Source organism: Lentzea waywayandensis, from assembly GCF_900115955.1.
Lineage (GTDB): Bacteria > Actinomycetota > Actinomycetes > Mycobacteriales > Pseudonocardiaceae > Lentzea > Lentzea waywayandensis.
In genome coordinates, this window is the sequence record NZ_FOYL01000004.1 from 881691 (window position 1) to 904809 (window position 23119).

General features: G+C 64.2%; 24 protein-coding genes, 1 tRNA gene and 1 pseudogene. 12 read left to right on the forward strand and 14 right to left on the reverse strand.

Features of this window, described 5'->3' with window-relative positions:
• Window positions 1-35: 35 nt before the first annotated feature.
• Window positions 36-293, reverse strand: a pseudogene (locus BM417_RS19985) (tRNA-dihydrouridine synthase); the annotation flags it as partial.
• 76 nt (window positions 294-369) lie between these two features.
• The gene (locus BM417_RS19990; RefSeq protein WP_093596418.1) at window positions 370-888 is read right to left on the reverse strand and encodes a macro domain-containing protein; all 519 of its coding nucleotides are present in this window, start codon (window positions 886-888) and stop codon (window positions 370-372) included.
• A 121-nt stretch (window positions 889-1009) separates the two neighbouring features.
• Between BM417_RS19990 and BM417_RS19995 the strand changes: the two genes are divergently transcribed.
• Complete coding sequence (locus tag BM417_RS19995) at window positions 1010-1690, forward strand: DUF4241 domain-containing protein (RefSeq protein ID WP_177320494.1); 681 nt, start codon at window positions 1010-1012, stop codon at window positions 1688-1690.
• Here BM417_RS19995 and BM417_RS20000 read toward each other — a convergent pair.
• Complete coding sequence (locus tag BM417_RS20000) at window positions 1687-2232, reverse strand: superoxide dismutase family protein (RefSeq protein ID WP_093595935.1); 546 nt, start codon at window positions 2230-2232, stop codon at window positions 1687-1689. The genes BM417_RS19995 and BM417_RS20000 overlap by 4 nt on opposite strands.
• A gap of 77 nt (window positions 2233-2309) precedes the next feature.
• Here BM417_RS20000 and BM417_RS20005 point away from each other — a divergent pair, with 77 nt between their 5' ends.
• Window positions 2310-2786 (forward strand): DUF6328 family protein, encoded by a 477-nt coding sequence (locus BM417_RS20005; RefSeq protein ID WP_093596421.1) that lies wholly within the window; start codon window positions 2310-2312, stop codon window positions 2784-2786.
• On the opposite strand, the gene BM417_RS20010 is transcribed toward BM417_RS20005, so the two are convergent.
• Entirely contained in the window at window positions 2751-3446 is a 696-nt protein-coding gene (locus BM417_RS20010; protein WP_093595938.1) for a hypothetical protein, read from the reverse strand. The genes BM417_RS20005 and BM417_RS20010 overlap by 36 nt on opposite strands.
• Before the next feature lie 60 nt (window positions 3447-3506).
• A complete protein-coding gene (locus tag BM417_RS20015; RefSeq protein ID WP_093595940.1) occupies window positions 3507-4469 on the reverse strand; it encodes a serine hydrolase domain-containing protein in 963 nt (320 codons plus the stop codon).
• Window positions 4470-4662: 193 nt separating this feature from the next.
• Between BM417_RS20015 and BM417_RS20020 the strand changes: the two genes are divergently transcribed.
• On the forward strand, window positions 4663-6108 hold the full coding sequence (locus tag BM417_RS20020) for an MDR family MFS transporter (RefSeq protein ID WP_093595943.1): 1446 nt from the start codon (window positions 4663-4665) through the stop codon (window positions 6106-6108).
• A gap of 552 nt (window positions 6109-6660) precedes the next feature.
• Here BM417_RS20020 and BM417_RS20030 read toward each other — a convergent pair.
• Both BM417_RS20030 and BM417_RS20035 read right to left on the reverse strand, forming a co-directional pair.
• Window positions 6661-7392: a DUF7873 family protein gene (locus BM417_RS20030; RefSeq protein ID WP_093595949.1), complete on the reverse strand. Its 732-nt coding sequence runs from the start codon at window positions 7390-7392 to the stop codon at window positions 6661-6663.
• A gap of 138 nt (window positions 7393-7530) precedes the next feature.
• The gene (locus BM417_RS20035) at window positions 7531-8019 is read right to left on the reverse strand and encodes an NUDIX hydrolase (protein ID WP_093596424.1); all 489 of its coding nucleotides are present in this window, start codon (window positions 8017-8019) and stop codon (window positions 7531-7533) included.
• Between the two features lie 456 nt (window positions 8020-8475).
• Between BM417_RS20035 and BM417_RS20040 the strand changes: the two genes are divergently transcribed.
• The 3 genes from BM417_RS20040 (at window position 8476) to BM417_RS20050 (ending at window position 12308) form a co-directional block, all read left to right on the forward strand.
• Window positions 8476-8548 (forward strand) — tRNA-Lys (locus BM417_RS20040).
• A gap of 116 nt (window positions 8549-8664) precedes the next feature.
• Window positions 8665-11700, forward strand: a complete 3036-nt coding sequence (locus tag BM417_RS20045; RefSeq protein ID WP_143138718.1) for an NACHT domain-containing protein — start codon at window positions 8665-8667, stop codon at window positions 11698-11700.
• A gap of 32 nt (window positions 11701-11732) precedes the next feature.
• The gene (locus BM417_RS20050) at window positions 11733-12308 is read left to right on the forward strand and encodes an NUDIX hydrolase (RefSeq protein ID WP_245822013.1); all 576 of its coding nucleotides are present in this window, start codon (window positions 11733-11735) and stop codon (window positions 12306-12308) included.
• On the opposite strand, the gene BM417_RS20055 is transcribed toward BM417_RS20050, so the two are convergent.
• Complete coding sequence (locus BM417_RS20055; RefSeq protein WP_093595954.1) at window positions 12273-13448, reverse strand: helix-turn-helix domain-containing protein; 1176 nt, start codon at window positions 13446-13448, stop codon at window positions 12273-12275. The two genes, BM417_RS20050 and BM417_RS20055, sit on opposite strands and share 36 nt — an antisense overlap.
• A gap of 145 nt (window positions 13449-13593) precedes the next feature.
• Window positions 13594-13965 (reverse strand): hypothetical protein, encoded by a 372-nt coding sequence (locus BM417_RS20060; RefSeq protein WP_093596430.1) that lies wholly within the window; start codon window positions 13963-13965, stop codon window positions 13594-13596.
• A gap of 152 nt (window positions 13966-14117) precedes the next feature.
• Here BM417_RS20060 and BM417_RS20065 point away from each other — a divergent pair, with 152 nt between their 5' ends.
• From BM417_RS20065 to BM417_RS20090, 6 genes are all read left to right on the forward strand, one after another.
• Window positions 14118-14399 (forward strand): helix-turn-helix domain-containing protein, encoded by a 282-nt coding sequence (locus BM417_RS20065; protein ID WP_093595957.1) that lies wholly within the window; start codon window positions 14118-14120, stop codon window positions 14397-14399.
• Entirely contained in the window at window positions 14396-14734 is a 339-nt protein-coding gene (locus tag BM417_RS20070; RefSeq protein ID WP_322788974.1) for a WhiB family transcriptional regulator, read from the forward strand. The genes BM417_RS20065 and BM417_RS20070 overlap by 4 nt, the downstream gene beginning before the upstream one ends.
• Window positions 14731-15060: a hypothetical protein gene (locus tag BM417_RS20075; protein WP_093595960.1), complete on the forward strand. Its 330-nt coding sequence runs from the start codon at window positions 14731-14733 to the stop codon at window positions 15058-15060. The genes BM417_RS20070 and BM417_RS20075 overlap by 4 nt, the downstream gene beginning before the upstream one ends.
• The gene (locus BM417_RS20080) at window positions 15057-15884 is read left to right on the forward strand and encodes a hypothetical protein (protein WP_245822015.1); all 828 of its coding nucleotides are present in this window, start codon (window positions 15057-15059) and stop codon (window positions 15882-15884) included. The genes BM417_RS20075 and BM417_RS20080 overlap by 4 nt, the downstream gene beginning before the upstream one ends.
• Window positions 15877-18045: an FtsK/SpoIIIE domain-containing protein gene (locus BM417_RS20085; RefSeq protein ID WP_143138719.1), complete on the forward strand. Its 2169-nt coding sequence runs from the start codon at window positions 15877-15879 to the stop codon at window positions 18043-18045. The genes BM417_RS20080 and BM417_RS20085 overlap by 8 nt, the downstream gene beginning before the upstream one ends.
• Window positions 18046-18340: 295 nt before the next feature.
• The gene (locus tag BM417_RS20090; protein ID WP_093595963.1) at window positions 18341-18613 is read left to right on the forward strand and encodes a hypothetical protein; all 273 of its coding nucleotides are present in this window, start codon (window positions 18341-18343) and stop codon (window positions 18611-18613) included.
• A 51-nt stretch (window positions 18614-18664) separates the two neighbouring features.
• Here BM417_RS20090 and BM417_RS20095 read toward each other — a convergent pair whose 3' ends face one another.
• The 5 genes from BM417_RS20095 to BM417_RS20120 form a co-directional block, all read right to left on the reverse strand.
• The gene (locus BM417_RS20095) at window positions 18665-19546 is read right to left on the reverse strand and encodes a helix-turn-helix domain-containing protein (protein ID WP_177320496.1); all 882 of its coding nucleotides are present in this window, start codon (window positions 19544-19546) and stop codon (window positions 18665-18667) included.
• Between the two features lie 116 nt (window positions 19547-19662).
• Window positions 19663-20541, reverse strand: coding sequence for a DUF5753 domain-containing protein (locus tag BM417_RS20100; RefSeq protein ID WP_093595968.1), 879 nt, complete (start codon window positions 20539-20541; stop codon window positions 19663-19665).
• Between the two features lie 703 nt (window positions 20542-21244).
• Window positions 21245-21694: a hypothetical protein gene (locus BM417_RS48690; protein WP_143138721.1), complete on the reverse strand. Its 450-nt coding sequence runs from the start codon at window positions 21692-21694 to the stop codon at window positions 21245-21247.
• 156 nt (window positions 21695-21850) lie between these two features.
• Window positions 21851-22741: an IS3 family transposase gene (locus BM417_RS20115; RefSeq protein ID WP_093595977.1), complete on the reverse strand. Its 891-nt coding sequence runs from the start codon at window positions 22739-22741 to the stop codon at window positions 21851-21853.
• A complete protein-coding gene (locus BM417_RS20120) occupies window positions 22738-23055 on the reverse strand; it encodes a transposase (RefSeq protein ID WP_093595980.1) in 318 nt (105 codons plus the stop codon). Before BM417_RS20120 ends, BM417_RS20115 begins: the two co-directional genes overlap by 4 nt.
• Window positions 23056-23119: the final 64 nt, after the last annotated feature.

The following is a 23119-nucleotide window of genomic DNA, read 5'->3' on the forward strand; positions in this document are numbered from 1 at the left end:
GCGGCCAGAAGACTTTGTTGTAAGTGTGTTGACTTCGGGCAGCCGAAGTTCATGTCCATGTGGTCGGCGAGGTTCTCGTCCACGATCATCTTCGTGGCCTCGCCGACGTTGCGCGGATCCACGCCGTAGAGCTGCATCGACCGGGGGCTCTCCCCCTCGTCGAACGTGATCATGTGCATGGTCATCGCGTCGCGCTCGACCAGTGCCCGCGCGGTGATCATCTCGCAGACGTAGAGCCCGGCCCCGTACTGACGGCACAGCTGCCGGAACGCCACGTTGGTGATGCCGGCCATGGGTGCCAGCACAACGGGCGGGTCGACGGCGAACGGGCCGATCTTCAGCGTGGAGGGAACGGACACGCCCCTCAGGTTACGGCACTGACCTGCCGCGATCTTCACCGAGAGTGACCACGATCGCCTCGTAGGTCTCCCGATCGAACGCCACCAACAGGATCCGGTCGACGATCGGCAACGAGCGGACCGTCCGGGTCGCGATCTGCGCGGCACGTTCCAGCGGGAACCCGTAGATCCCCGTCGCGATGGCCGGGAACGCGATGCTCTCCGCCCCGAGCCGCTCGGCCAGCCGGAGCGACTCGACGTAGCAACTGGTGAGCACCTCGTCCTCGCCCTGCTCACCGTCCTCCCAGACCGGCCCCACCGTGTGGATCACGTGCTTGACCGGCGCGAGGCCGAACGCGGGCGTGGCGACCGCCTTGCCCGGTTCGCACGGAGCCAGCCTGGACCCCGCCTCCGCGAGCCTCGGCCCGGCCGCGCGGTGGATCGCGCCGTCGACCCCGCCTCCGCCGAGCAACGACTCGTTGGCCGCCGTGACGATGACGTCAACTTCTTGTTGCGTGATGTCGCCGAGCACCACGTCGATCGTCCCCATGCTGACCAGCGTGGCAGCAGATTCCTTGCGGTATCGCAGACTTCACCGAACGCGAACACCCCCGGTGCCCCGATCGGGTGTCGGACCCTTCTGCCAACATGCCCTTGGAGGTGGCCTACGCGTGGGGGCGGTTGAACTGATCAGGTCCGGGTTCGAACGGTTCTTCGTCGACGGACCGGTCGGCAAGCCGACCGGCGGCGGCGAACAGCAGGTCATTGCCGTTCAGCAGGTGGGTGAGCTGGCCCTGCCGACGGGCAGACTCGTGGCGGCGGACCCGTTCGTCGTGTGGCCGGAGGATGCCGAGGCGTTCACCGACACCGTCGAGCCGGGCAGCTACCCGGTGTCGGTCTCGCTGGTCTCGTACATCGACGGCGACGGGTTGCCGGACGAGCGGCAGGGCTACCGCGTCGCGGCCGCCAGGGTGACCGTGAAGGACGAGCCCGCCTACTCGTGGCGGCCCGCGGTGGTGCCGGGCGAGCACGTGCCGATGCTCCCGGTGATGCCGGAGTTCGGCTACGAGGTGAAGTCGAGCACCGGCGCGTTCTTCGATCTCGGCGCCGCTTCGGCGCTGGACCGCCTGGCCGGCGACGACGAGCTGGGCAACTGCGACCTGATCGACGCTCTCGGCGCGGTCGGTGGCGGCCGTGGCCCGGCCAACGTGACCGACACCCGGTCCGGTCTGAACGTCGTGGCGTTCTCGACCGGCTGGGGCGACGGCGTCTACCCGACCTGGGTCGGCCGCAACACCGCGGGCGACCCGGTCGCATTTGTGACTGACTTTTTCGTGATCAACCGCGTCTAGAAGTCGACGTTCACGCACGCCAGTCGTGGCCCGGCGGTGCCTGCCTCGCCGGGCTTGGTGTGCGTGTGTTCGTTGTGCAGCACCACGGACTGTGCGTGCCGTTCGGTGAACTGCCAGTCCACAGTGGACTGCGTGTGGGCGAACCCGTTGCCGTCGGTGTGCACGTCGAGCCAGATCTCGTTGCGGGGGTTGGCATAGGCCGGGTCGACGGACGGCTGCACCGGGTCGACGACGTTCTGGAAGTGCGGCCCTGAATCGGCTGGAGCCGCACCGCACTTCTTCACGTGGACGTGCGCGCCGTAGGCCCGATGCGGCTGCAATCCTTTGAGCACCAACAACACTGTCGTGCCGCCCCGGACCGTCAGTACCCCGACCACGGTGACCTTGGCTCCGGCCGGGACCTTGGCGTCGTACGTGACGGCCTTCGCCGTGGCGCTGTAACTCTCGAACTTTGCGGACGTGTGGGCCACCTTCGCGGGTTCGGCGTGCGCGGTTCCGGTGAACACGAGCGCGGCGGCGGCCGCGACTGCAAGCATCTTCATGGATCACCTGCTTAGTGCCAACGGCCCAGCTCCGCCATTTGGCGTTTCGTCCGTTCAGCGGCGGGTACGCGAAAGTGGTGAGCGAAGCCGAGGAATCTCACCAGCGCAGACTCGCCCGCAACATCAACGAGCTGCTGCAGGAGCTCCGCGTGGCGCAAGCCGGTGTGCAGATCCTGTTCGGCTTCCTGCTCTCCATCGCGTTCACCGACAAGTACGCCACCGTCGGCGGCTACATCCGCGTCACCCACCTCGTCACGGTGCTGTGCGCGGCGGTGGCCGTCGCCTTCCTCACCGCTCCCGCCGCGTGGCACCGCGTCCTGTTCCGCCAGGGCCGCCGCGAGGACGTGGTCCGCTACGGCAACACGTTCGCCCTGGTCGGCCTGGCCTTCCTGGCCCTGGCGATGACCGGCACCGTTCTGCTGCTCGCCGAGGTGATCCTGGGCGGCCGGCCCGCGGTCGTGGTCGGCGTGCTGGCGTTCATCGTCTTCGCCGGCCTCTGGTTCGCGGTGCCGTTCGCCTCATCCGAGCGTGCTCAGGACGGCGAGCGCACCTAGCCCGAGCGCCACCGGCACCGCCGTCAGCACGTTCTTCCGCGTCGGCCGAGGCAGTTCCCGGAGCACCTGAATCCCCAACGGCACCAACGCGAGGCATAACCCGGCCGTGCCGACGATCGACATCACCTCGGTGCCCTTCAGGACCCCCAGCGGCAACAACCCCATGGTCGCCAGCGCCACCGACCGGATCTTGCCGAGCGCCCCGGACCGGTACGCCCCGAAGGCCAGCACGAACCAGCCGAACATGATCGTGAAGGACAGGAAGCTGAACAGGTGCAGCTCTCCGTAGCCCTTCGCCACCAGCTCCGTCGCCCCGTCGACCCCGAGTTGCCGAGTGGCGCTGAACGCCGCCTGATCGACCCCGGCGTGAAAGGTCCGCTCGAACAACCCGATCGTCACCAGCATCCCGCCCCAAGCCGCCCACCTGGGGTTCTTGGCGCCGATCCGCTGGACCAGGAAGGCGACCGCCGCCCACATCACGACGTTCCCCGCCAGGAACGCCGTGTAGGCCGCCCGCATCAGATCCGGATGCTCGACCACCGCCCGCAACTGGTCGGGGAAGAAGAAGTTGAAGGGCGACCGCAACAGCGTCCCCACCAGCAACAGCACCGGCCCGACCACGAGAGCCGTGCCACCAACCCACCCGTTCGGAAACCTCATGGTCGTTGACGCTGCCAGCGCCGTGACCGCTTGTGATCGGCCCGCGGTCCGACCTCGCCCTCAGCCCGTGGTCTGAGGAGCCCCGTCGTGCAGGACCTCGGTGAAGACCCTGTGCGCCAACGGCTCGGCGAGCACGCTGTTGGTCAGCACGGCCACCGCGACCCCGTCATCCGGTGCGACGCGAAGAAAAGCCTTCTGTCCCTTCGAAACCCCGGTGTGCCCGACAACGCCGTCCCGGTGGAGCATCCACCCGAGCCCCCAGCCGACGACACCGATCCCGAGGTCCGGCACGGACTCGACCTGCGTCTCCCGCAACACCGCGAGCTTCGGGTCGTCGAGGTGCAGCCGCACGAACTCCAGCAGCTCACGCGCACTCATCGCGAAGTGCGACCCGCTCGGCGCCGTGCCGTAAGCGACCGCCCACGCGGTGGCCGGCGATCCGTCCTCACGGTGCCCGACCGCTGTCCGGTGCAGGATCGCCTCGTCCGCGTCGGTGACAACGGTCCGCAATCCCAGCGGCGTCACCAGCCGTTCGCGCAGCACGTCGTGGAACAGCCGGCCGCGCAACACCTCCACCAGCCTGCCCAGCACCACGAACCCGCTGTTGGAGTACGAGAACGCGGTGCCGGGCGGAACGGGGTGCTCCTCCGCCGCGATCGCCTCGACGAACCTCTCGATCGCGTCGCCATTGCGTCCGGTGTCGAAGAAGTGGTTGGCGTCGATCCCGCCCGTGTGCGTGAGGAGATGACGAGCCGTGAGCGAAGGTGTGAACCCAGGCAGGTAGCGGCAAACCGGACTGTCGAGATCCAGCAACCCGTCGTCCACGAGTTGCTGCACGAGTGTGGCGGTCCAGATCTTGGTGATCGAACCGACCTTGAACACGGAGTCGTTCGTCACCTCGACCCGAGTGTGCGCGCTCAGCACGCCCGCGGCCTCGTCCCGTATCTCCCCACACGCCAGCACGGCCACCTGAGCACCCGGAACGTCGTACTCGTTGATCAACTCACCCAGCCTCGGCCCCATCCGGAAAAACCTACGGACCGACATGTCGATTCGCGGTCTGGCCGTTCGACGCATGAGTAGACGGACGAGAAACCGGGTGAGACCGGAGCGGCGATGAGGAAGACTCGGGCGTACCGATGAGTTCCTACAGCGTTGCAGGTCTCCTCCGGTGTCTCGAAGAACCTGATGCCAGCAACCTAGTGAGGGCCCTGACATGCCTGCTGCGATCCAAGACCGGCCGACCGCACAAGCGGGCAAGACACCGCTGGTGGTGCGCCTGCTGGTGCTGGCCACGTTCGTGGTGATCCTCAACGAGACGCTCATGATCAACGCGATTCCGCGCCTGATGGAGTCGATGCACGTCACCGAACAGGCCGCGCAGTGGGTCTCCACCGCGTTCATGCTCACCATGGCCGCCGTGATCCCGGTCACCGGCTGGTTCCTCCAGCGCGTCACCACCCGCCAGGGCTACGCGATCGCGATGGGCGTCTTCCTCGCCGGAACCGCCATCTCCGCCGCCGCGCCGTCGTTCACGATCCTGTTGCTGGGCCGCATCGTGCAGGCCGCGGGCACGGCCGTGATGATGCCGCTGCTGATGACCACGCTGATGACCGTCGTGCCGGAACAGGACCGAGGCCGCGTGATGGGCAACGTGACCCTGGCGATCTCAGTGGCACCGGCCCTCGGCCCGGCCATCTCCGGCGTGATCCTCCAACTGGGCTCCTGGCGCCTGCTGTTCGTCGCCGTCCTCCCGATCGCCGGCGCCGTGACGTACTTCGGCCTCCGCCACCTCGACAACATCGGCGAGCCCCAGGTCAGCACCCTCGACTGGGCGAGCGCGGTCATGGCGACGCTGGGCTTCGGCGGCCTGGTCTACGGCCTGAGCCTCTTCGGCGAGGGCGAATCCAACCTGGGCCCGAGCATCGGCATCGTGATCGCGGGCGCCGCCACCATCGCGTTCTTCGTGCTCCGCCAGCTCAAACTGCAGCGCACCGGCGCCCCGCTCATGGACCTGCGCACCCTCACCCACCGCACCTTCGCACTGGCGCTGGCCCTGATGTGCATCGCGTTCCTGGCGATGATGGGCTCGATGATCCTGCTGCCCCTCTACCTGCAGAACCTGCGAGGCCTCACCCCGCTGCAGACCGGCCTGCTCCTCATGCCGGGCGGTCTGGCCATGGGCCTGCTGGGCCCGACCGTCGGCCGCCTGTACGACCGCCTCGGCAGCCGCCCGCTGGTCCTGCCGGGCTCGATCGGCATCGTGCTCTCCCTGGCCGGCTTCACCCAGGTGTCCATGACCATGCCGTACTGGCAGGTTCTCGCCCTGCACGCACTCCTGATGGTCAGCCTGGCAGCGACGTTCACCCCGATCTTCACCCTCGGCATGGGCGCCCTGCCGCCGAACATGTACCCGCACGGCAGCTCGATCCTCGGCACCCTCCAGCAGGTAGCGGCAGCCCTGGGCACCGCCCTGGTGGTGACCGTGATGTCCGCCCGTACCAGCCAACTGGTCGCAGACGGCACCACCGCCGCGCTGGCGCAGCTGAGCGGCATGAAGCTGGCGTTCGTGATCGCCACCGCCCTGGCCGCGGCCACGATCGTCGTGGCGGCCCTGCTGCCGAGCCGGACCACGACGTCCGGCGAAGTGACGGCTCACTGAGTTCTTGGACATCGTCGAGCAGGAGATCACCGGTGCAGTGCAGGGCGTGCTCGTGCGCCCTCTTGCCGGAAGCCGTGCGGGAGTGCTGGTCCTGCACGGCTCCTACGGCCCCGGCACGCTCGACCGCTGCCGGCCCCTGGCCGCACCTGAACGCGGATGGGGCCCCGGACATGTCCAGTCCAGGGCCCCGTTTGGCCGCCCATTTGCGCACACCAGCGACGTTTAAGAGTCGGATCAGTCCTTAGGTCGCCGCGCTCTTCCGTTGAGCTACGGCCGCACGGGTAGAGCGGCCAGCAGGATTCGAACCTGCACCTCGGCGAGTCTTGTCCGTTCTCGGGTGATCTGGCGTTCGGCGGTAATGCTGAATCTGGAGCGAGAGTCTGAGTTTGATCCCGGCTGCCTCTACCGATTGGGCTACCCCGGCGTGATGGTGCCGGGAGCAGGATTCGAACCTGCACTGTGACCGAGTGGTTCAGGCTGACGTTTCAGTTTCAGCTTTCACGCTCCCAATGAGAGCGCACCCCCGCGCTCCAGCGGGGGAGTCTGTGGACGCTACCGGAACAGGTAGTCGAAGACGACCTCACCGACACGCTGGTCGGTGATCTCCATGTTGTTGGCTTCCTCGCGGGCGAACTTCACCGCGTGCTGAAGCTTCTCCACCCGGTCGACGAGCTCGTTCACCCGACGGGCAGGCAGCGCACCGGAGAACTTCACCGTGGTCCAGTACCCCACCGGAATGTCCTCGTAGTACACCTCGACCTGTGCCGGGTGCTTCTCCGTGGCCTCGGCCTTGACGTGGTTGCGCGGCACCTTCTTGGTACGGATGGTCCGGACCTGCTCAGTGCGCCAGTAGTCGGCGGACTCGTCGAAGTTCCAGTCCTCGGCCGCGTCCAGCAAGGGGAGCTTCTTCACGAAGGTGTGCAGGTCGGTCAGCTGCTTCTCGAGAAAGAGCAGGTACGACACAGGCACGTCGCGAAGCAACGTCTGCCCGTCCACCACCACATCAGCCTTCGCGACGCAGTTGGCCCAGTCCTTGGTCGCAGTGACGTCGAAGAGCCGGGTCATCACGCCGGCGGTCTTCCGCAGCACGTCCTCGGCCTTGATCTGCACGCGAGTGGACTCCGGCGGCAACACCTCGCCGTCCTCGTCCTTCGGCTGGTACGTCCGGGAGATACCGGCCAGCAGCGCGGGCTTCTGCAGCCCGTGATGCGCGTCGGTGAGGTCCCGAAGCGTGCCCCCTTTGACACTCTTCTCCACCGCGATGATCTGGTTCAGCTTCGTCATGCCGCACCCCCCTTTGGTCTCGCGCACCCTACTTGCCGGAAAGCCGTGCCTGCACGCGATTTCAGTTGGCCGCGCGACGGGCCCGGGGCCTCGCACTGCGCGGGTCGCATCAGCTCTGTCGTTGTCCACCGTCGAAGTTCACGACAGAGCGCGATAGCGCTCAAAGGCTTCGCGGGCGTCGGGAACGAACGCCTGATCGCGAACCAGATCAACCAGTTCCGACTCAGTCAGCCAGTCATGCCAAGCGATCTCCGAGGGGTCAGGCCGAACACTCCCGGTGATCACAACCTCATGCAAACCCAGCCAATACGGGCTGATCGCGCCAGCACACAGGAACTTGAACACGAACCGAGGGCGAGCACGCACACCGAGCTCCTCCTCCAACTCCCGCGCGGCGGCGTCTTCGTACGACTCGGCCACTCCGACGGCGCCTCCGAACATCCAGTTCAGTTGGCCTGGGAACAGGTGGACGTCATCTGGGCGGCGGTGAACGAGTATCCGCCCGTCAGCATCGCGACACACGATCGTCGCGATCCGATGCAGCCACTCGCGACGGATCGCCTCACTCCTGTCCACGACGCCAAGAACCTGGTCGTGTTCGTCAACCCGCTCTACAACTTCGCTCACGTGGCACACGTTGGCAGAGCAGTGCAGACGGCTACCCAGGAACTCAGCTGCTTCCTTCGCGAAGCCAGGCAGGAGTCGGCACCAGGCTTCTGTGTGGGGCAAGTGTGGGGCTGCCCGAGCAAACGAAACCCCCAGGCCTGTGACCTGGGGGTTTGGTGGGCCGCCAGGGACTCGAACCCTGAACCCGAAGATTAAAAGACCAAAGTTCACTCGGTCAGACCAGGCTTACCAGCGACTTTAGGTGTTCGTGGGCGTCCTGGACAGGCACCAGGTGCACCTTCCCGACCTGGGTTACAGGACAGACGCCAGGACAAGATCCACTCAGTCTGACCTTGGGCTTGTCCCCCTCAACATGCGGGTCTGCTAGCGCGGCAGAGTGGTGCGTGGCCGCCGCCACAGCCCGAGACGGGACCACCCTGGACAACTCGGATGCAGGGGTCGGTAGTCTGTCCCCAAGGGCTGCTAGCTCAATTGGCAGAGCAGGTGACTTTTAATCATCGGGTTCAGGGTTCGAGTCCCTGGCGGCCCACTCAGCTAGGCGGGGGCATCACGCCTTCGGACGGCCGATCGTGAGCGTTGCGGTTTGGATGCTCCGTTCGGGGTGAACTCTGCGCGAGAGCCAGCGTGCTGCGCTTAGATGGTGCGATGTCGCTCGAAGCCGCACTTATCCAGCTCGGCACCGTGGCAGTTCGGACTGCCGCCAAGCTTTGGCTAGGTGATCAGAAGGTCGCTGCAGAAGTGACCGCAAGCGCAGTCGACGTCGCATCTGCGCGGCTGACTAAGCACCGCGACAAACGCAAGTTCAGCCGGCTAATGGATGACTTTGCCGAAGCTATTGCAGAGCGCCTAGAGCCGCTGGTGGAGGTGGAATTTCGCAGCCTGTCAAATAATGAGAAGCTTGCCGCGATTGAGGCCGTGCGTGCGACCTTTGAGGAAGCGCCCATAGTTGACAGTGATCTTTTCGCTGCAGATTTGGATGCCGGTCATCTGGATCGGGCAATTCGCAAACGCGCTGGCAGCCAGACGGATCTTCTCTCGGCCGACGGCGCCAGCTTCTACAACTTGCTGCTGAGAGAAAGTTGCGGATATGTTATCGAGATATCCCGAGGCCTTCCGCAATTTTCTTCTAGTGCTCTGACTGAGCTCCTGCGTCGCGACCGCGAGATAATAGATGGAATTCGGGAGGTGCTGTCCAGGCTGCCGCAAAGAGATCGCTCTTTCGGCTTCGATTACGACTACCGTCAGCTGGTCGCCCGGAAACTCGACAATATCGAGATGTTTGGGGTAACACTGACGGATGCGAGCCGGAGGTATCCACTTACGGTCGCCTATATTAGCCTTACGGCTTCAAGAAGTGACGTAGACGAAGGATCGAATCCAAGCACGCGAGTTGATGAGATTCTTGTAGATAACAAGCGGCTCTTTATTCGCGGTGAAGCTGGGCTCGGCAAGACTACCTTGCTCTATTGGATCGCCGTCCGCAGCTCTCTGCGGGATTTTCCTGACGAACTTGCTCCGTGGAACAGTACTATTCCGTTCCTTATACCGCTTAGGCGATATGTTGACAAGGAATTTCCGGCGCCAGAGCGATTCCTTGACGAAGTTGGCAGGCACATCGCTGACGAGATGCCGAAAGGGTGGGTTCAGGGACTGCTTCGCCGCGGTGACGCCATCGTACTAATTGATGGCGTCGATGAGCTCCCCTCAAGCAGGAGGATCGAAGTCCGAAACTGGCTTAACGATATTGTCGAGCAGTTTCCCGACGCTCGATATATCGTGACGTCTCGCCCAGGCGCCGCAGCTCCTGAGTGGCTGAGCGAGCAAGATTTCAGCGTGGTCGATCTTGAGCCCATGGCGGTCCGAGATGTCCGTGTATTTGTCGAGCGTTGGCATGACGCTATGCGCTCACTTAGCGTGGATGAAGAGTATAAATCTGAGATTGAAGTCTACAAAGATGGGCTGCTGGAAAAGCTTGAAACAAACAGTCACTTAAGAAGGTTGGCAGGTTATCCCCTGCTATGTGCGCTTCTCTGTGCGTTGCATAAAGATCGGCGAGCGGTCCTGCCCGAAAACCGGATCGAGCTCTATGACGTTGCAATGCAGATGATGCTTGAGCGTCGGGATCTTGAGCGGCAAATATCTGGTCTTGAGGGATTTAGCAGGACTGCGAAGACGCTCCTGTTGGGGCATCTCGCGTACTGGCTTATCCGAAACAGTCGTAGTGATATTGAGACCGAGCGAGCCATTGAGCAGCTGAAGCGGCAGCTGGTCCTGATGCCACAGGTCAGGCACAATGCCCGCAGCGTTTACCGGAATCTTCTGGAGAGATCTGGACTTCTCAGGGAACCGGTCTATGGAAGAGTTGATTTCATTCACCGTACGTTCCAGGAATACCTATGTGCTCGCACTGCGGTGCTAGATTCCGATGATGTTGGAACGCTTGTAGCCAATGCACATGTTGATCAGTGGCATGAGGTAGTCGTTATGGCTGTCGGACATGCTTCCAGCCAGCAGAGGGAGGAGCTGCTCTCTGGACTTCTGAAGCGGGCTGATACGGAATCCGATAAGCATGACACTTTGGTGTTGCTCGCATTGGCATGTTTGGAAACCGCGCCAACCCTGAGTGCAGAGCTTAGATCAATCATTCATGAGAGGGCAGCGACGCTGCTGCCGCCGAAGACGCTTACTGCAGCGAAATCTTTCGCCTCTGCAGGCACTTTTGTTCTTGATCTTCTGGCGAAATCGCGACCTGGAAATGCAAAGGAGACCGTAAATACAATTCGGGCTATCGTTGAAACAGGGTCCGACGAGGCTATTCCTCTGATCAAAAGATTTGTTCACGATACGCGAAAAAGTGTTCAAGATGAACTATTTCGCTCGTGGAGAAGGTTTGACGAGGAAATCTATGCGGAAGCGATTATCTCTGAAATGACGCCAGGCTGGCTCTATGTCGATGATCCGGTTAAGGCGCACGCACTGACTAGAATGCGGAACATCCGCAGTATCACCCTTTCTCTTGACGCAAACGTAATGTTCTCGATGGGGCTCTTGCCGTCATGTCTGGAGGAGCTTTCTCTCTGGTTGCTTCATCGAAACGGCCCGTGGGTGCTTAATGCGAATGCGTTGATGGGTTTGGCGAACCTAAAATCTTTGGAGTTTTTCGGGTTTGTTGAAGTCGAGAACTTTGCTTCACTTAGAGCGCTGTCAAACCTGTCTTCAATTGGTGTTGTTCGAGGAGTGGATGCTGCGGAATTCGCTCAGATAGAACCGGGCTGGCGTCTAAATTCGTTGCGCCTCGAAGAGATAAGCAGTCTGCGAAGTGTGGACCAGCTCAACTTTCTCGACGGGCCGACTTCGGTAATGCTGAAGAACTGCCCTGAACTAAGGGATCTTTCTGGATTGGCCCGCTGGTCTGAAACCCTAGGGTCGCTGTCTATCACCAACTTCGATGAACTGGATCTAGCTCCGTTGAGGTCGCTGTCCAACCTGAGCTCGTTGGTGATTGATGGAAGTCCACTAAGGGATATTAGCTTTCTTCGGGAAATGCCAAAACTGAGGTCACTTGCAATTCCGATCGGCACTCCTATTCCTTACGCAAAGATTGTCGAGGGGCTGCCAAAACTTCATGTCACCCTGGTGTCGCATGCGTCCCAGCTTTCTTTCTTTCCAGATGATGAGTAGTCATCTTGCGGCGCGCCTCGTATGCTGCTCGTGTGACGGAGTATCCGGAGGAATTGAAGTGGCAGGTGCACGGCAGGAGGACGGTTTATGACAATCGCTGGGTAAAAGTGGACCTTGTTGAGGTTGAGCCGCCCGACGGCAGTCGGTTCGAGCACCACGTCGTAAGGCTTGACCACGTGGCTGTGGCGCTGCTCGTAAACGACAGCGAAGAGGTGCTAACGCTGTGGCGCTACAGGTTCGCAGTAGACCAGTGGGGCTATGAGCTGATCGGCGGCCTGGTCGAGGACGGCGAGGAGCCAGCGGTCACGGCCGCGCGTGAAGCGGAGGAAGAGACAGGCTGGCGTCCGATCGGCGAGCCGGAGCACATCGGTACCTTCCAGCCACTTCCCGGCATTATCGACGCGCCTGTGAACGCATACGTGTGGAGGGCAGCGGAGAAGGTAGGAGAGCCTACTGACGCGGAGGAAGCCGCTCGGATCGAGTGGATTCCAGTCAGCCGCGTTCTCGAACTGGTGCAACGCGGCGAAGTCCTTGGCTCCGGCGCGATCGTGCCATTGCTGTACTACTTGGCTTCACGCAACGTCGCCACCGCCCCTGGGGAGAGGTAGCTCCAGGTTCGCAAGTCGCTGCCGCTGGCGGTCCGAGCCGATACGCGTTGCGAGTTGCCGCGCTTTGCGCGCGTACTCGATCGCTCCTCGGCCGTCGCCGGCGGCGGCGTACGCGAACGCGAGATCGACGTAGGTGTTCGTCAGGCCGCGTACCGCTGATCGCTCCGGTCGGACGAGGTCGGCAACCGCGACTTCAAGCTGCGTGATCGCGTCCGGGTCTCCGAGTCGGAGAAGGGCGTTGCCGCGCCATCGCACGAGTTGGCCATCGTTGAGGAGCAGGAACGGCATCTCAGGGTGGACAGGATTCGTTGGCAGCAAAGAGCTTGCGTCATCGAAGGCGCGTAGTGAGGCGTCACGGTCGCCAGCAGCTGCAAGGCCTTCGCCGTGTGCAGCTGCAAGCCAACTCCGTAGAAGTGACGGCGCCCGGTGCTCCGCCACGTAGCGTGCGTACTCCAGCAGTTCGACTGCTGCCGCTGGCTCTCCGATGTCGAGCAGGATCACGGCCTGCTGTGCGGCGGCGTGTGCGAGCAGTTGCGGCGAATCCGCTTCTCTCGCAGAGACTTTCGCGTCCTCGTGGTACTGCCACGCTTGGAGCTGCGAGCCCCGATCGAGTGCCGTCCACCCGGCAAGTGTTCGCGCGTCGGTGAGGATCGCGGCGAGGCGCTCGCGATGCTTGGAACTGACGCTGAACACCCGCACGTCTTCGATCTGCCGGACGAGGTTGTTCAGTTGGTCGAGGACGACCTGCGCGCCGAACTGGCGGTCTGAGCTGCGTAGGTCGTTCACCTGACGTTGGAACAGATCGAGCATCGCCGTGTCGATGTTGCGCGCCACCACAAGGCGATCACGCAGCTCCTCGGCAGACTGGCTCGTCATCTCGGGAGGGAATCCAAGCTCTTCGTTTGAGCGGCCGTAGACCTCACGGAACAGTCGCTGGTAGCTGGGCTCCGTGACTTCGACGTGGCCGTTCTCCCAGCGCGAGATCATGATGCCCAGCGCTGACGCAGACGCCACTGCAACGCCTATCTGAGGGCCACGCTTGAGGAAGTACCTAGCTACGTGGTCCTGCGTGTGTCCCAGCTCTTCGCGAACCGCCTGCAACCGCGTTCGCGGCGGTTCGCCGCGTTTTCTCCTCGTCACGTTCCCCCGTTCCTAACGGCCGTGACCTGCGAACTTAACTCCTCCTAACAGCCCGCTTGCTAACCGCGGGCAATTATCTTCACCCTTCTCTAAGCGGTCTGCTGTTCCCATGACAGGAACACCGAATCCGACTAGTGAATTCCGGCTAGTCCTTTTGACGGCTCCCATCGTCAATGCGACTTGCCAGCGTTCCGACTTGGGCGCGAAGTCCCCGAAGCTCGCGAATGATCGTCTGCAACAGCGGGACGACCGGGTCGAAGGTCTCGGCAGGGGGACCGATCTCAGGCGGTCGCTTCCCTTGCAGCACAGCCGACAGGTGCTCCGGGTGCCAGTCGAGCCCGATCGACAGCGCTTCGAGGGTGCGTGGGCTCCGTCGGCGCTGAATCCGGCCCTGCTGAATCTCGCGAACGATCGCGAGGGACACGCCGGATCTTTCGGCGATTTCCCTTTGTTTCAGAGTCAGCTCGTTCGCACGGGCATTGATTGCCTCCGCGACCGCCGACCAATCCTCCGTCACGTGTGCCTCCGTGCTCCGCCTCAGCGCCGACATTAGCGCGGCTTGCAGGCAGAGAAGGGATCTAGCGCGGACATCAGCGGATAATCGACAGTTATTGACGCCGATGTCAGCGCCTTCGAAGAAGAAATCAGTCTTCCGAAAGGCACACTCTGATGAGTACAGCAACGCGTACGGGGGCTTCCCCGCCCACCTTCTACACAGTGCCCGAAGCGGCACAGATCTTGCGAGTGGATGCAGCGACCATCTACCGGGCCATCAGGGAGAACTCGTTCCCTGCGATCCGGTTGCGGACGCGATACGTGGTGCCTGCCCGAGCAGTGGAGGAGCTGGCCAAGCAGGCATCCGACACCGGCGGCGTGGTCGACGTCGCGAAGTGGGCCGCCGACCAGCGCGAGTTCCGCGAGTACCAGCAGCGGATCGGCGGTGTGTGGTGAACCAGGAGAACTACTACGAACTCGTGGCGGCGGAGCTCGACCGCTACGCGAAGGTGCCGGATGGGGTCCTGCTGGAGATCGTGACGCGGGACGGTGCGTGCATGTGGTTGTGGGCCAACGAGGACGGCCCTGAGTGGGAGAAAGAGGAGATCACCGACAGCGAGGCTGCCGCGCGGCTGTGCGCGGACTGCCCGATCCGGAGCGTGTGCTTGGAGCTGGAGTTGCGCACGGCCGGTGAGGACACCGTGGGTGTGTGGGGTGGCCTCTCGCAAGAGGACCGCCGTCAGGTGTACCGGGCGTGGCGTGCCCGCCGTGAAGGAGGTGGGTCGTCATGACGATCAACCTGACTCCGACGCAGATCCTCGCTGTGGTGGGTGTGGTCGTGGTGCTGCTGTGGGTCTGGCGGGCAAGCGTCCGCCGGGCGAAGGCGACGGCGAACGCGGCTCGTGCTGGTGCTCGACTGCTGTCGCTGACCGGTCGAGTGCTGGTGATAGCCGGAGTGATCGTGGGCGTGCAGTGGCTGGTGATCGCGCATCGGGGCGACACGGTGTTGTTGCTCGTGGTCCTCGGGCTGCCGGCGTTGTTCGCGGCATACACGCTGACGAAGGCACTCACGATCACCTCGTACGAGAGTTCTCGTAGCCGGGGTGACCGGCGATGAGGACGGCACTCGAGAAGGTTCGGGAAGGGGCGGCCACCTTCGGGCGGCCGCCCGGCCCGGCGGCGAAGCTTGCCGCTGATGCGGCGGAGGCCGCGGAGCTGCGGGCGTACGCGACGCATCCGGACGTGATCGCGTTGCGGGTCGAGCGGGTGCGCGCTCAGGTGGACCGTTTGTGTTGGGCAGGGATCGTGCTGGGTCTCGGGTTCACGATGACCAACGTGCAGTCGTTCGCGGCGGCGGGTACGTCGGTGTGGTCGTTGCCGTGGCTGGCAGCGTGGTTGCTCGATCCCACGGTGTCGCTGGTGCTGCTGGCCATCCTGCGAGCCGAGCAGGTGACTGCGCGGTATCAGGTGCGCACGGGTGCGTGGACGCGTCGGGCGAAGTGGTTCACGCTCGCGGCCACGTACGTGATGAACACGTGGCACTCGTGGGCGGCCGGGTCGGTGTCGGGCGTGGTGCTGCACTCGGTTCCGCCGCTGGTGGTGTTCGTCGCCGCTGAAGCGGTCACGGATCTGCGCGACAAGCTGACCGAGGCGGTTGCAGCGGCGTTCACGGAAGCGTCCATGCGCACGGTGCCAGTCGCCGCGGACTTGCCCACGAAGGCCGTTCATGAACCTGTGAAACCCAAGCAGCGCAACAACAAGCGTCCGCAGAATCGGGTGTCGTTCTCGGAGTATCTGACGATGGCACGTGAAGCGTGGTCGCCTGGTGTCGTGGTGAGTCCGGCGTGGGTGCGCGGTGTCACCGGCTGCTCGCGCGGGCTGTCGTCGCGGTTGGCGACCACCCTCGCGGCCGAGGTGCAGGGAGGTGACGGCGATGAGTGATCGCGATGGAGAACTCGTCGGCGTGGACTCCTCCCTGCCTGTGAGTGCGGTGCTCGAAGGCGAGTTCGTGAACGACGTCCCGCCGGTCGAGCGGACATCGTGGCGTGGGCGGGCCGTGAACTGGTGGCGGCGGTCACCGCGTGTGCCGTTGTGGGCGAAGAATCGCATTCACGCGGTGCAGGCCGTGAAGGATCTCGTGGTGGCCGTGTTGCGTTCACCGTTCCGGTTCATGGGTGCGGTCGTGCGCGGCCTGGTGGTCGCGGTCCGGTGGTGGCGTTCGTGGGTCACTGTGCGGGACTACCGGGAGGCTGCCGAGCAGTCGGAGAAGCTCGCGGACAAGTTTACCGACATTCGTGAGTTGACGTTGTTCAGGTGGAAGGTCACCGGGCCCGCGGTGGTCATGGTGGTGGTCGTGCTCGCGGTGCTCGATCTCGTGTACGGGCACCGGGTGCTGTGGATCGCCGGCGTTGTAGTCGCCGTGGCGCTGGCGATCCTCGGCAGGCGCAAGGACGGCAGCCCTGGACGTAAGGCGGTGCTTGCGGGTCCCCGCACGCTCACGTGGACGATGGATCCTCAGGTGCTCGTGGACGCGTTCAGGGACGCGAAGCTCATCGGGAAGGACGAGACGCTGCGCCTGGTCGACCGGGCCACGCGCAGGGGTGAGGGATGGGCGGTCACGGTCGATCTCCCAGCCACCCGTAAGGCGGCCGATGTCGTCAAGCACCGGGAAGCGCTCGCCTCCGCGCTCGCGGTGGATGAGATCCAGCTCAGTGTGGAGCGGGTGCGCGGCAACGGCGGGCACGCTGGACGGGTGGCCATGTGGGTGGCCGATGAGGACCCCTACGCCAAGCCACCCATCCGGACACCATTGCTGGCGGTGCATCGGTGGGATGCGTGGCGGCCGGTGCCGTTCGGCGCCGACGCACGCGGACGCCGGATCGACCTGCCGTTGGTGTGGACGTCGGTCCTGATCGGCGCGATTCCCAGGCAGGGCAAGACAATGGCCGAACGGTTGGCGGCCGCGGGCTTGATCTTGGACCCGCACACCAGGCTGTACGTGGCGGACTTCAAGAGCGGCAAGGACTGGAAGGCAGCCGAGCAAGTCGCGCACCGGTTCATGTCTGGCGACGACAGCGGACACGTGCTCGGGTTCCTGGACTGGCTCGTGGAACTGGTCGCCGATGTCCAGGGCCGCTACCGGCGGATGCAGGATCTCGATGACCTGACGTGCCCGGAGTCGAAGGTGACACCGGAAATGTCCCGTGATCCAGCGCTGGACATGCCGATCACGGCCCTGGTCGTGGATGAGGTTCAGATTCCGTTGGAGGACCGTACTCCTGTTGAGGTGCAAGGAAAGAAGCTCACCGCTGGCGAGTACATCGGAGAGTTGCTGACCTGGCTGGCGAAGAAGGCGCCGGCCGCCGGGGTGATCCTGGTGCTCGCGACGCAACGGCCGGACAGCAAGACCATCCCGTCCAGTCTGCGCGCCGTGCTCGGGTCGCGGTTCGCATTGCGAGTGATGGACTGGAGGGACAGCAACATCATCCTGGGCGAGCAGATGAACACACGCGGGTACGACTCCAGCCGTCTCCTGCCCTCCCACAAGGGTGTAGGCATCCTGCGGCCGGACGGCGAGACTCAGGCCGGCGCCGATGTGCTCGCGCTGACCGTGCGCACGTTCTACATGCCCAACGAGGACTGGAGGGAGATCTGCCAACGCGGGCGAGCCTTGCGCGAGGCGGAAGGCACGCTCACCGGACACGCCGCCGGACAGGCATCCCAACCGGTGCTCGACCACGCGGCCGTGGCGAAGGCCATCGGTGGCGGTACACCCGCACCCGCCGATGCCGAGCGCGTGGACGAGATCGAGCTACCGGAACCGCTGGCGTCCGTTGTGGACTACCTCGCTGATGATCTCGGCAGCGATGACGGACGGGGCTTCGTACCCACGGCCGAACTTGTGGACGCGTTGGGAGTCGAGCCCAAGGGATTCGGGCTCGACATGGCCGAGTTCGGCTGTAGCCCCACCCGCGACCGCGTGCCCACCGAGGACGGCGTAAAGCAGGTACGCGGCTACGCCGTCGCCGACATCCGCGCGGCGATCCAGCGTGCCCGCGCCGCCGCAGTGATCGAGGCAGAGGTGATCGACTATGACCGCTGACCCGTCACAACCCGTCCCAGCGGACCTGTCACGCGTCACACGCCCTGTGACGGATGCAAAACCGGTGTTCACCAGCGGAAACGGGCCGCCGTGACGGGTGTGACGCGTGACGGATGAACCATCACAACCACGGGAAAACGGCCGCGTGCCGCGCCATCCCGACACCGGCGCCGCACACGGCCGACCCGTCACAAGCGGCTTCTCTGATGTCTCACTCGATCATGTTCGATCGAGATTCACGATTGGACACGTCGGATGACGATGGTACGTCCTCCGACCAACGTATCTTGTTCTGATGGCACGGAAACCAAGCGGCTTCGCCTGGCAGGGGTTCACTGAGGAGCAGGCCGAACTGCTGGACTTCCTCGATCATCTCGGCAACAACGCCTGGTCGCGGAACTCTCAGAGTGAGTCGCTCATGCCCAAGGTGATGGGCGAACTTCGCGGGGCTGGCCTCGACGTGGACCGTGTCAAGGAAGCCATGAGGTCGATCGGCTACAGCAAGGATGCTCTGCATCAACTCGACCGATGGGAATCGAAGCGCACCACTGGAAAGTTCGGCCCTTAGACGGCGAGTCATGCCCTGTTGGACACCTGCGGTAACAGGGCACAAGACGCGTCACGACAGTTGGTCGGCCTTGTCCTTGAGGGACTGTGCAGCTTCGATCAGTCGCTCGGCGGTGGCGTCGGCCGGAAGCGCCCCGGTCACCAATCGCTCGAAGGTTTCGGCGTACGGTCGCCGCTCGCGCTCCGCTTCGAGCCACGTCCCGCTGTGCAGGCTGTCGAGGTACACCACGTCCTCGAACTCGTCCTCACGGAACGACAACAGGGTGAACGACGTCATCCCCGCGAAGGCTCCCAGCTCATCCGGCACCAGCCACACCCGCACGCCCGGAAGCTCCGCGAACGCGGCCAGTCGCAGCAACTGATCCGCCATCACCAGTGCACCACCAACTGGCCGCCGCAGAACCGACGCTCCCACGACGAGATCCAGCCGCAGCGACGGCCCCTCACTGAGGTGCCGCATCACTCGCGCGCGGTGAGCATCGCCGTAGTGGCGATGCCCCTGCTCGGACACCGCGTCCACCTGGACACCCCGCAAGGCAGACTCGTACTCCGGCGTCCGGATGACCGGGGGCAGCACGTCGAGCGCGACCACCTGCGCGTAGCTCGCTTCGGCCTCAACCTCGGCGTACGTCCACCCGACGCAGGACGAGGCATCGCCGTTCAGCAGGTCGAACCGCAGAGGATCGCGTGCGCGCTGCGCTCCCAGCAACACGGGCTTCCGTCGCTCGCCGCTGACCCTGTACACCAGGGCAAGCGCGACAACGTCAACGTCAACGATCGGGACAAGCGCGTTCTGCATCATGGACGTCTTGGCTGACGACCAACCCACACGCTCGCCTACCTCCGCCAGGCTCAAGCCGCTTTCCCTGCGCCACAACGCAAGCGCTCGACCAATCGCGCGGTTCAGAAGGCTGGATTTGAAGTTCTTGGGCATGTTCGGCTCGCTACGGTACGTAGGTGAAGCTGACGCGGTGCCGCACACCGCGTCAGCTCCCCATGCCAACCCCGGTTGTGTGAGACGGAGTCCGGAGGCTGGCGGCTCTTGTGTCCTCAACAGACAGACTTGCGCCTTGCCGCTTCGTCGCCGGGAGGACATATGGCGTCGTAGAGACGGACAATCAGCGCTTTGGAAGCGGCCTCGTCCAAGCTCTTCGCGTCGAGCGCGCGAATGACCTTCTCGTAGCCCGCGATCGCGTCCTTTGCCTCAGCGATCAGGCTGGAGTTCTCGGTATCCACCCACACCAGCGGTTGGTGCTTCGCAAACGTCAGGAGGGTGAACGGCCCTGCGAGGCCAGGATGCGCGCCAAGTGCAGCAGGCACGATCCGGATGGAGACGTTCGCCCACCTCGCCATGAGCAGGAGGTGCAACAACTGCCCGGCGTGGACCTCCGCACCACCGACATTCAGGTGCAGGGCCAACTCGTGGATGAAGAAGTTGCACTTCTTGCCACCGCGTAGCAGCTCCTGCATCGCGAACTGCGCCTTCATCCGAGCGTCCAACTCGGACGCTGGCACCGTCGCGGACGCGAGCAGCACCTCACGCGTGTAATCGGCCATCTGGAGGAACAATGGCACTGCGTGCGTGTGCCAGCTCGTCAGCGACTCGGCCACGGCCAGGTTCTCAGCGAACGTGCGAAGCCAGATAGGTGCACACGTGCCGTGTTGCTGCCACCAGCCCCTGATGTGCGTCTCCGGGTACAGCGACAACAGGTGGGCGACTTCAGTGGCCTTGGCTCGACAGGCGCCTAACAGCGTCGCGATTTCGAGCTGACTGGCTCCACCTTTGCCGGTCACCACATCAGACAGCTTGGCCTCGTCCCAGTCCACGATCTCGGCAGCTGCACGCGACGTCAGGCCCGCACCCGCAATGGCTGCGCGGACGCCGGCGCCGAACTCCCGTCCGCGCGCGGTGGAGGTCCTTTTTGGCATGTCTAGTTCCTCGTACTCGTTCGAAGACTGGCCCGGACGCCTTCGAGGGCTTCCCGTAGCTCTTCACGCGCCCACACGGCCCTCTGCGCGGCGTCAACGCAGCGACGGAGGTAGTGCCTGCCGAGCAACACGACGTAGAGAGGAGGCAGCACCAGCCAGAGGAGGAACAGCAAGATCCCCGTCTCGTCCCACACCATGCCCGTCACCGCCTCCGTAGACCTCAGATCCGCCAACATCAGCTTCTTTGACGGCAGGTCGGGTGTAAATGACCAGGCAGAGACCTAAGGCGACCTCTCGCGACCTACACTCATCAGCGCTGACATTAGCGAGATGGAGAGGTCAGCCCATGAATCCGCGGCATCAGAATGGGCAGCCAGGGACGTTGTTCGGAGCGCTGCTTCGGCGGCGGCGGCAAACCGCCGAGGAGTTCAGCGAGGCGGCCGAGAAGTTCGCACGTGAACGGGGGATGGATGCCACGCTGAGTGCTCGTCACGTGCAACGGTTCGCGTCGGGCGTTCGAGCTGACGGCAAGCCGCTGGGACCCGTGCGCCAGTCAACGAGGCGCCTGCTTGAGGAAATGCTCAGCGTGCCGGTGGAGCGGCTGCTAGCACCGGTCAGGGAGGCCGAGCCAGCCTATACAGATGCTGATCTTGGTCTACGCGCGAGGATCGCAGCCGGGCGAAAGCTCGACATGCACACCGTCTCACTGCTGAGGCAGAAGCTTGACATCACTCGCGTGATTGATCGTCGACTGGGCGCGTCCGCGTTGCTCGGCGAGCTGCGTGCGCAGATCGCTCAGATGGAACGCGCACTCCGCGACGTCCTGAGTCAGTCGATCCGATCGAGCCTCGCCGAGGTACTTGTTGACTCGTCCGCGCTCGCCGGTTGGCAGTCGTTGGATCAGGGCGACGTCAGTGATTCGTGGGACCACTATGACGTGGCGCGAATGGCCGCGCGGGAGGCGCGTTCGTGCGAGCTTGAGGCGTACGCGTGTGCTGGCCAAGCAGTCGTGTTGCTCGACATCGGCGAGACGCACGCCGCGGTCGAGTTGACGGACTATGCGTGCACAATCTCCAAAGGGCGAGCCCCGAGGCTGCTCTACTCGTGGTTGACCGCTGGTCATGGCGAGGCTTGCGCGGCGAATGGCGACCATCGGGCGAGCATGCGTGCATTTGATGAGGCCTTGCGCTCGATGCCCGGTCACATGGACCGCCCGGAGGTCCCATACCTCGTCTTCGACTCGACACATCTCGCACGCTGGCGGGGCTGGGGCTGCCCCGTTTTGACGGACAGGGTCGATGAGGTGTGGTCACGCTACCTGATCGGCAGGCTGGTATCGGGTGGCTTCGTAGGTGGCGGGGCTGAGGTAGCCGAGGCTGGAATGCCGTCGGCGGGTGTTGTACCAACCTTCGATGTATTCGAAGATTGCCTTGTGTGCCTTGGCTTTCGTGGGCCAGGGCTGCCGGTCGAGCAGCTCGGTCTTGATGGTGGCGAAGAACGATTCGGCGACCGCGTTGTCCCAGCATTGGCCCTTGCGGCCGACGGATAGCCGCACTCCGGCGTCGGTGGCCGCGCGGGCGTACTGACTGGAGGTGTATTGACAGCCCCTGTCGGAGTGGAAGATCACTCCTGGCTCGGGTCGGCGCTGGGTGACGGCGTTGTGCAGGGCCTGCTCGACCAGGTCGGTGCGCAGGTGATCGGCGGTGGCCCAGCCGACGACGCGCCGGGAGCCGAGGTCGATCACGGTCGCGAGGTAGAGCCAGCCTTCCCAGGTGTTGATGTAGGTGATGTCGCCGCACCACCTGCTGTTGATTTCTCTTGCGCTGCAAGAGAAATCCCGCTTGATCAGGTCGGCCGGGGTGGTCGCGGCCGGGTCGGGGATCGTGGTGGTGCGCCAGCGTTTCGGCGCCCGCCCGGCTCGGCCGGCTTCGCGCAGGAGCCGGGCGACGCGCTTGCGGGAGTGCCGATGCCCCTGGTCGGCGAGCTCGGCGTGGATCCGCGGCGTCCCGTAGGTGCCGTTCGACTCGTCGTGCACCGCGATGATCTTCTCGGTCAGCGCGGCGTCGACGCGGTCACGGGCGGACGGGCCGTTGGCACGGCGGGTGTAGTAGGCGGCACGGGAGACCTTGAGCAACTCGCAGGCACGCTTGACGTTGCCGCTGCCGGCGTTCTCCGCCTCGATGAACGGATACACGTTCACCGGGTCTCCTTCGCGAAGAAAGCCGTGGCCCGCTTGAGGATCTCCACGTCCTCACGCAGCCGCCGGTTCTCCCGCCGCAACGCGGCCAGCTCGGCCTTCTCATCGCTGCTCAGCCCGCCGTCCTCGCGGGTCCCGGCGTCACGTTCGGCCTGGCGGACCCACTCGCGCACGGCGGTCTCGGTCAGGTCGAAGTCCTTCGCGACCTGGGCGATCGAGCGGTCACCACGCTGGCACTGCTCGACGATCTCCGCCTTGAACTCCGGGGTGAACGCACGACGAGGACGCCGGGGCTTGTTCGAGCCCGTGGTCTTCATAAGGACATCCTTCCAGGGGCAGAACCCCTGATCTCAGATGTCCGTCAAAACGGGTCAGGCCCAG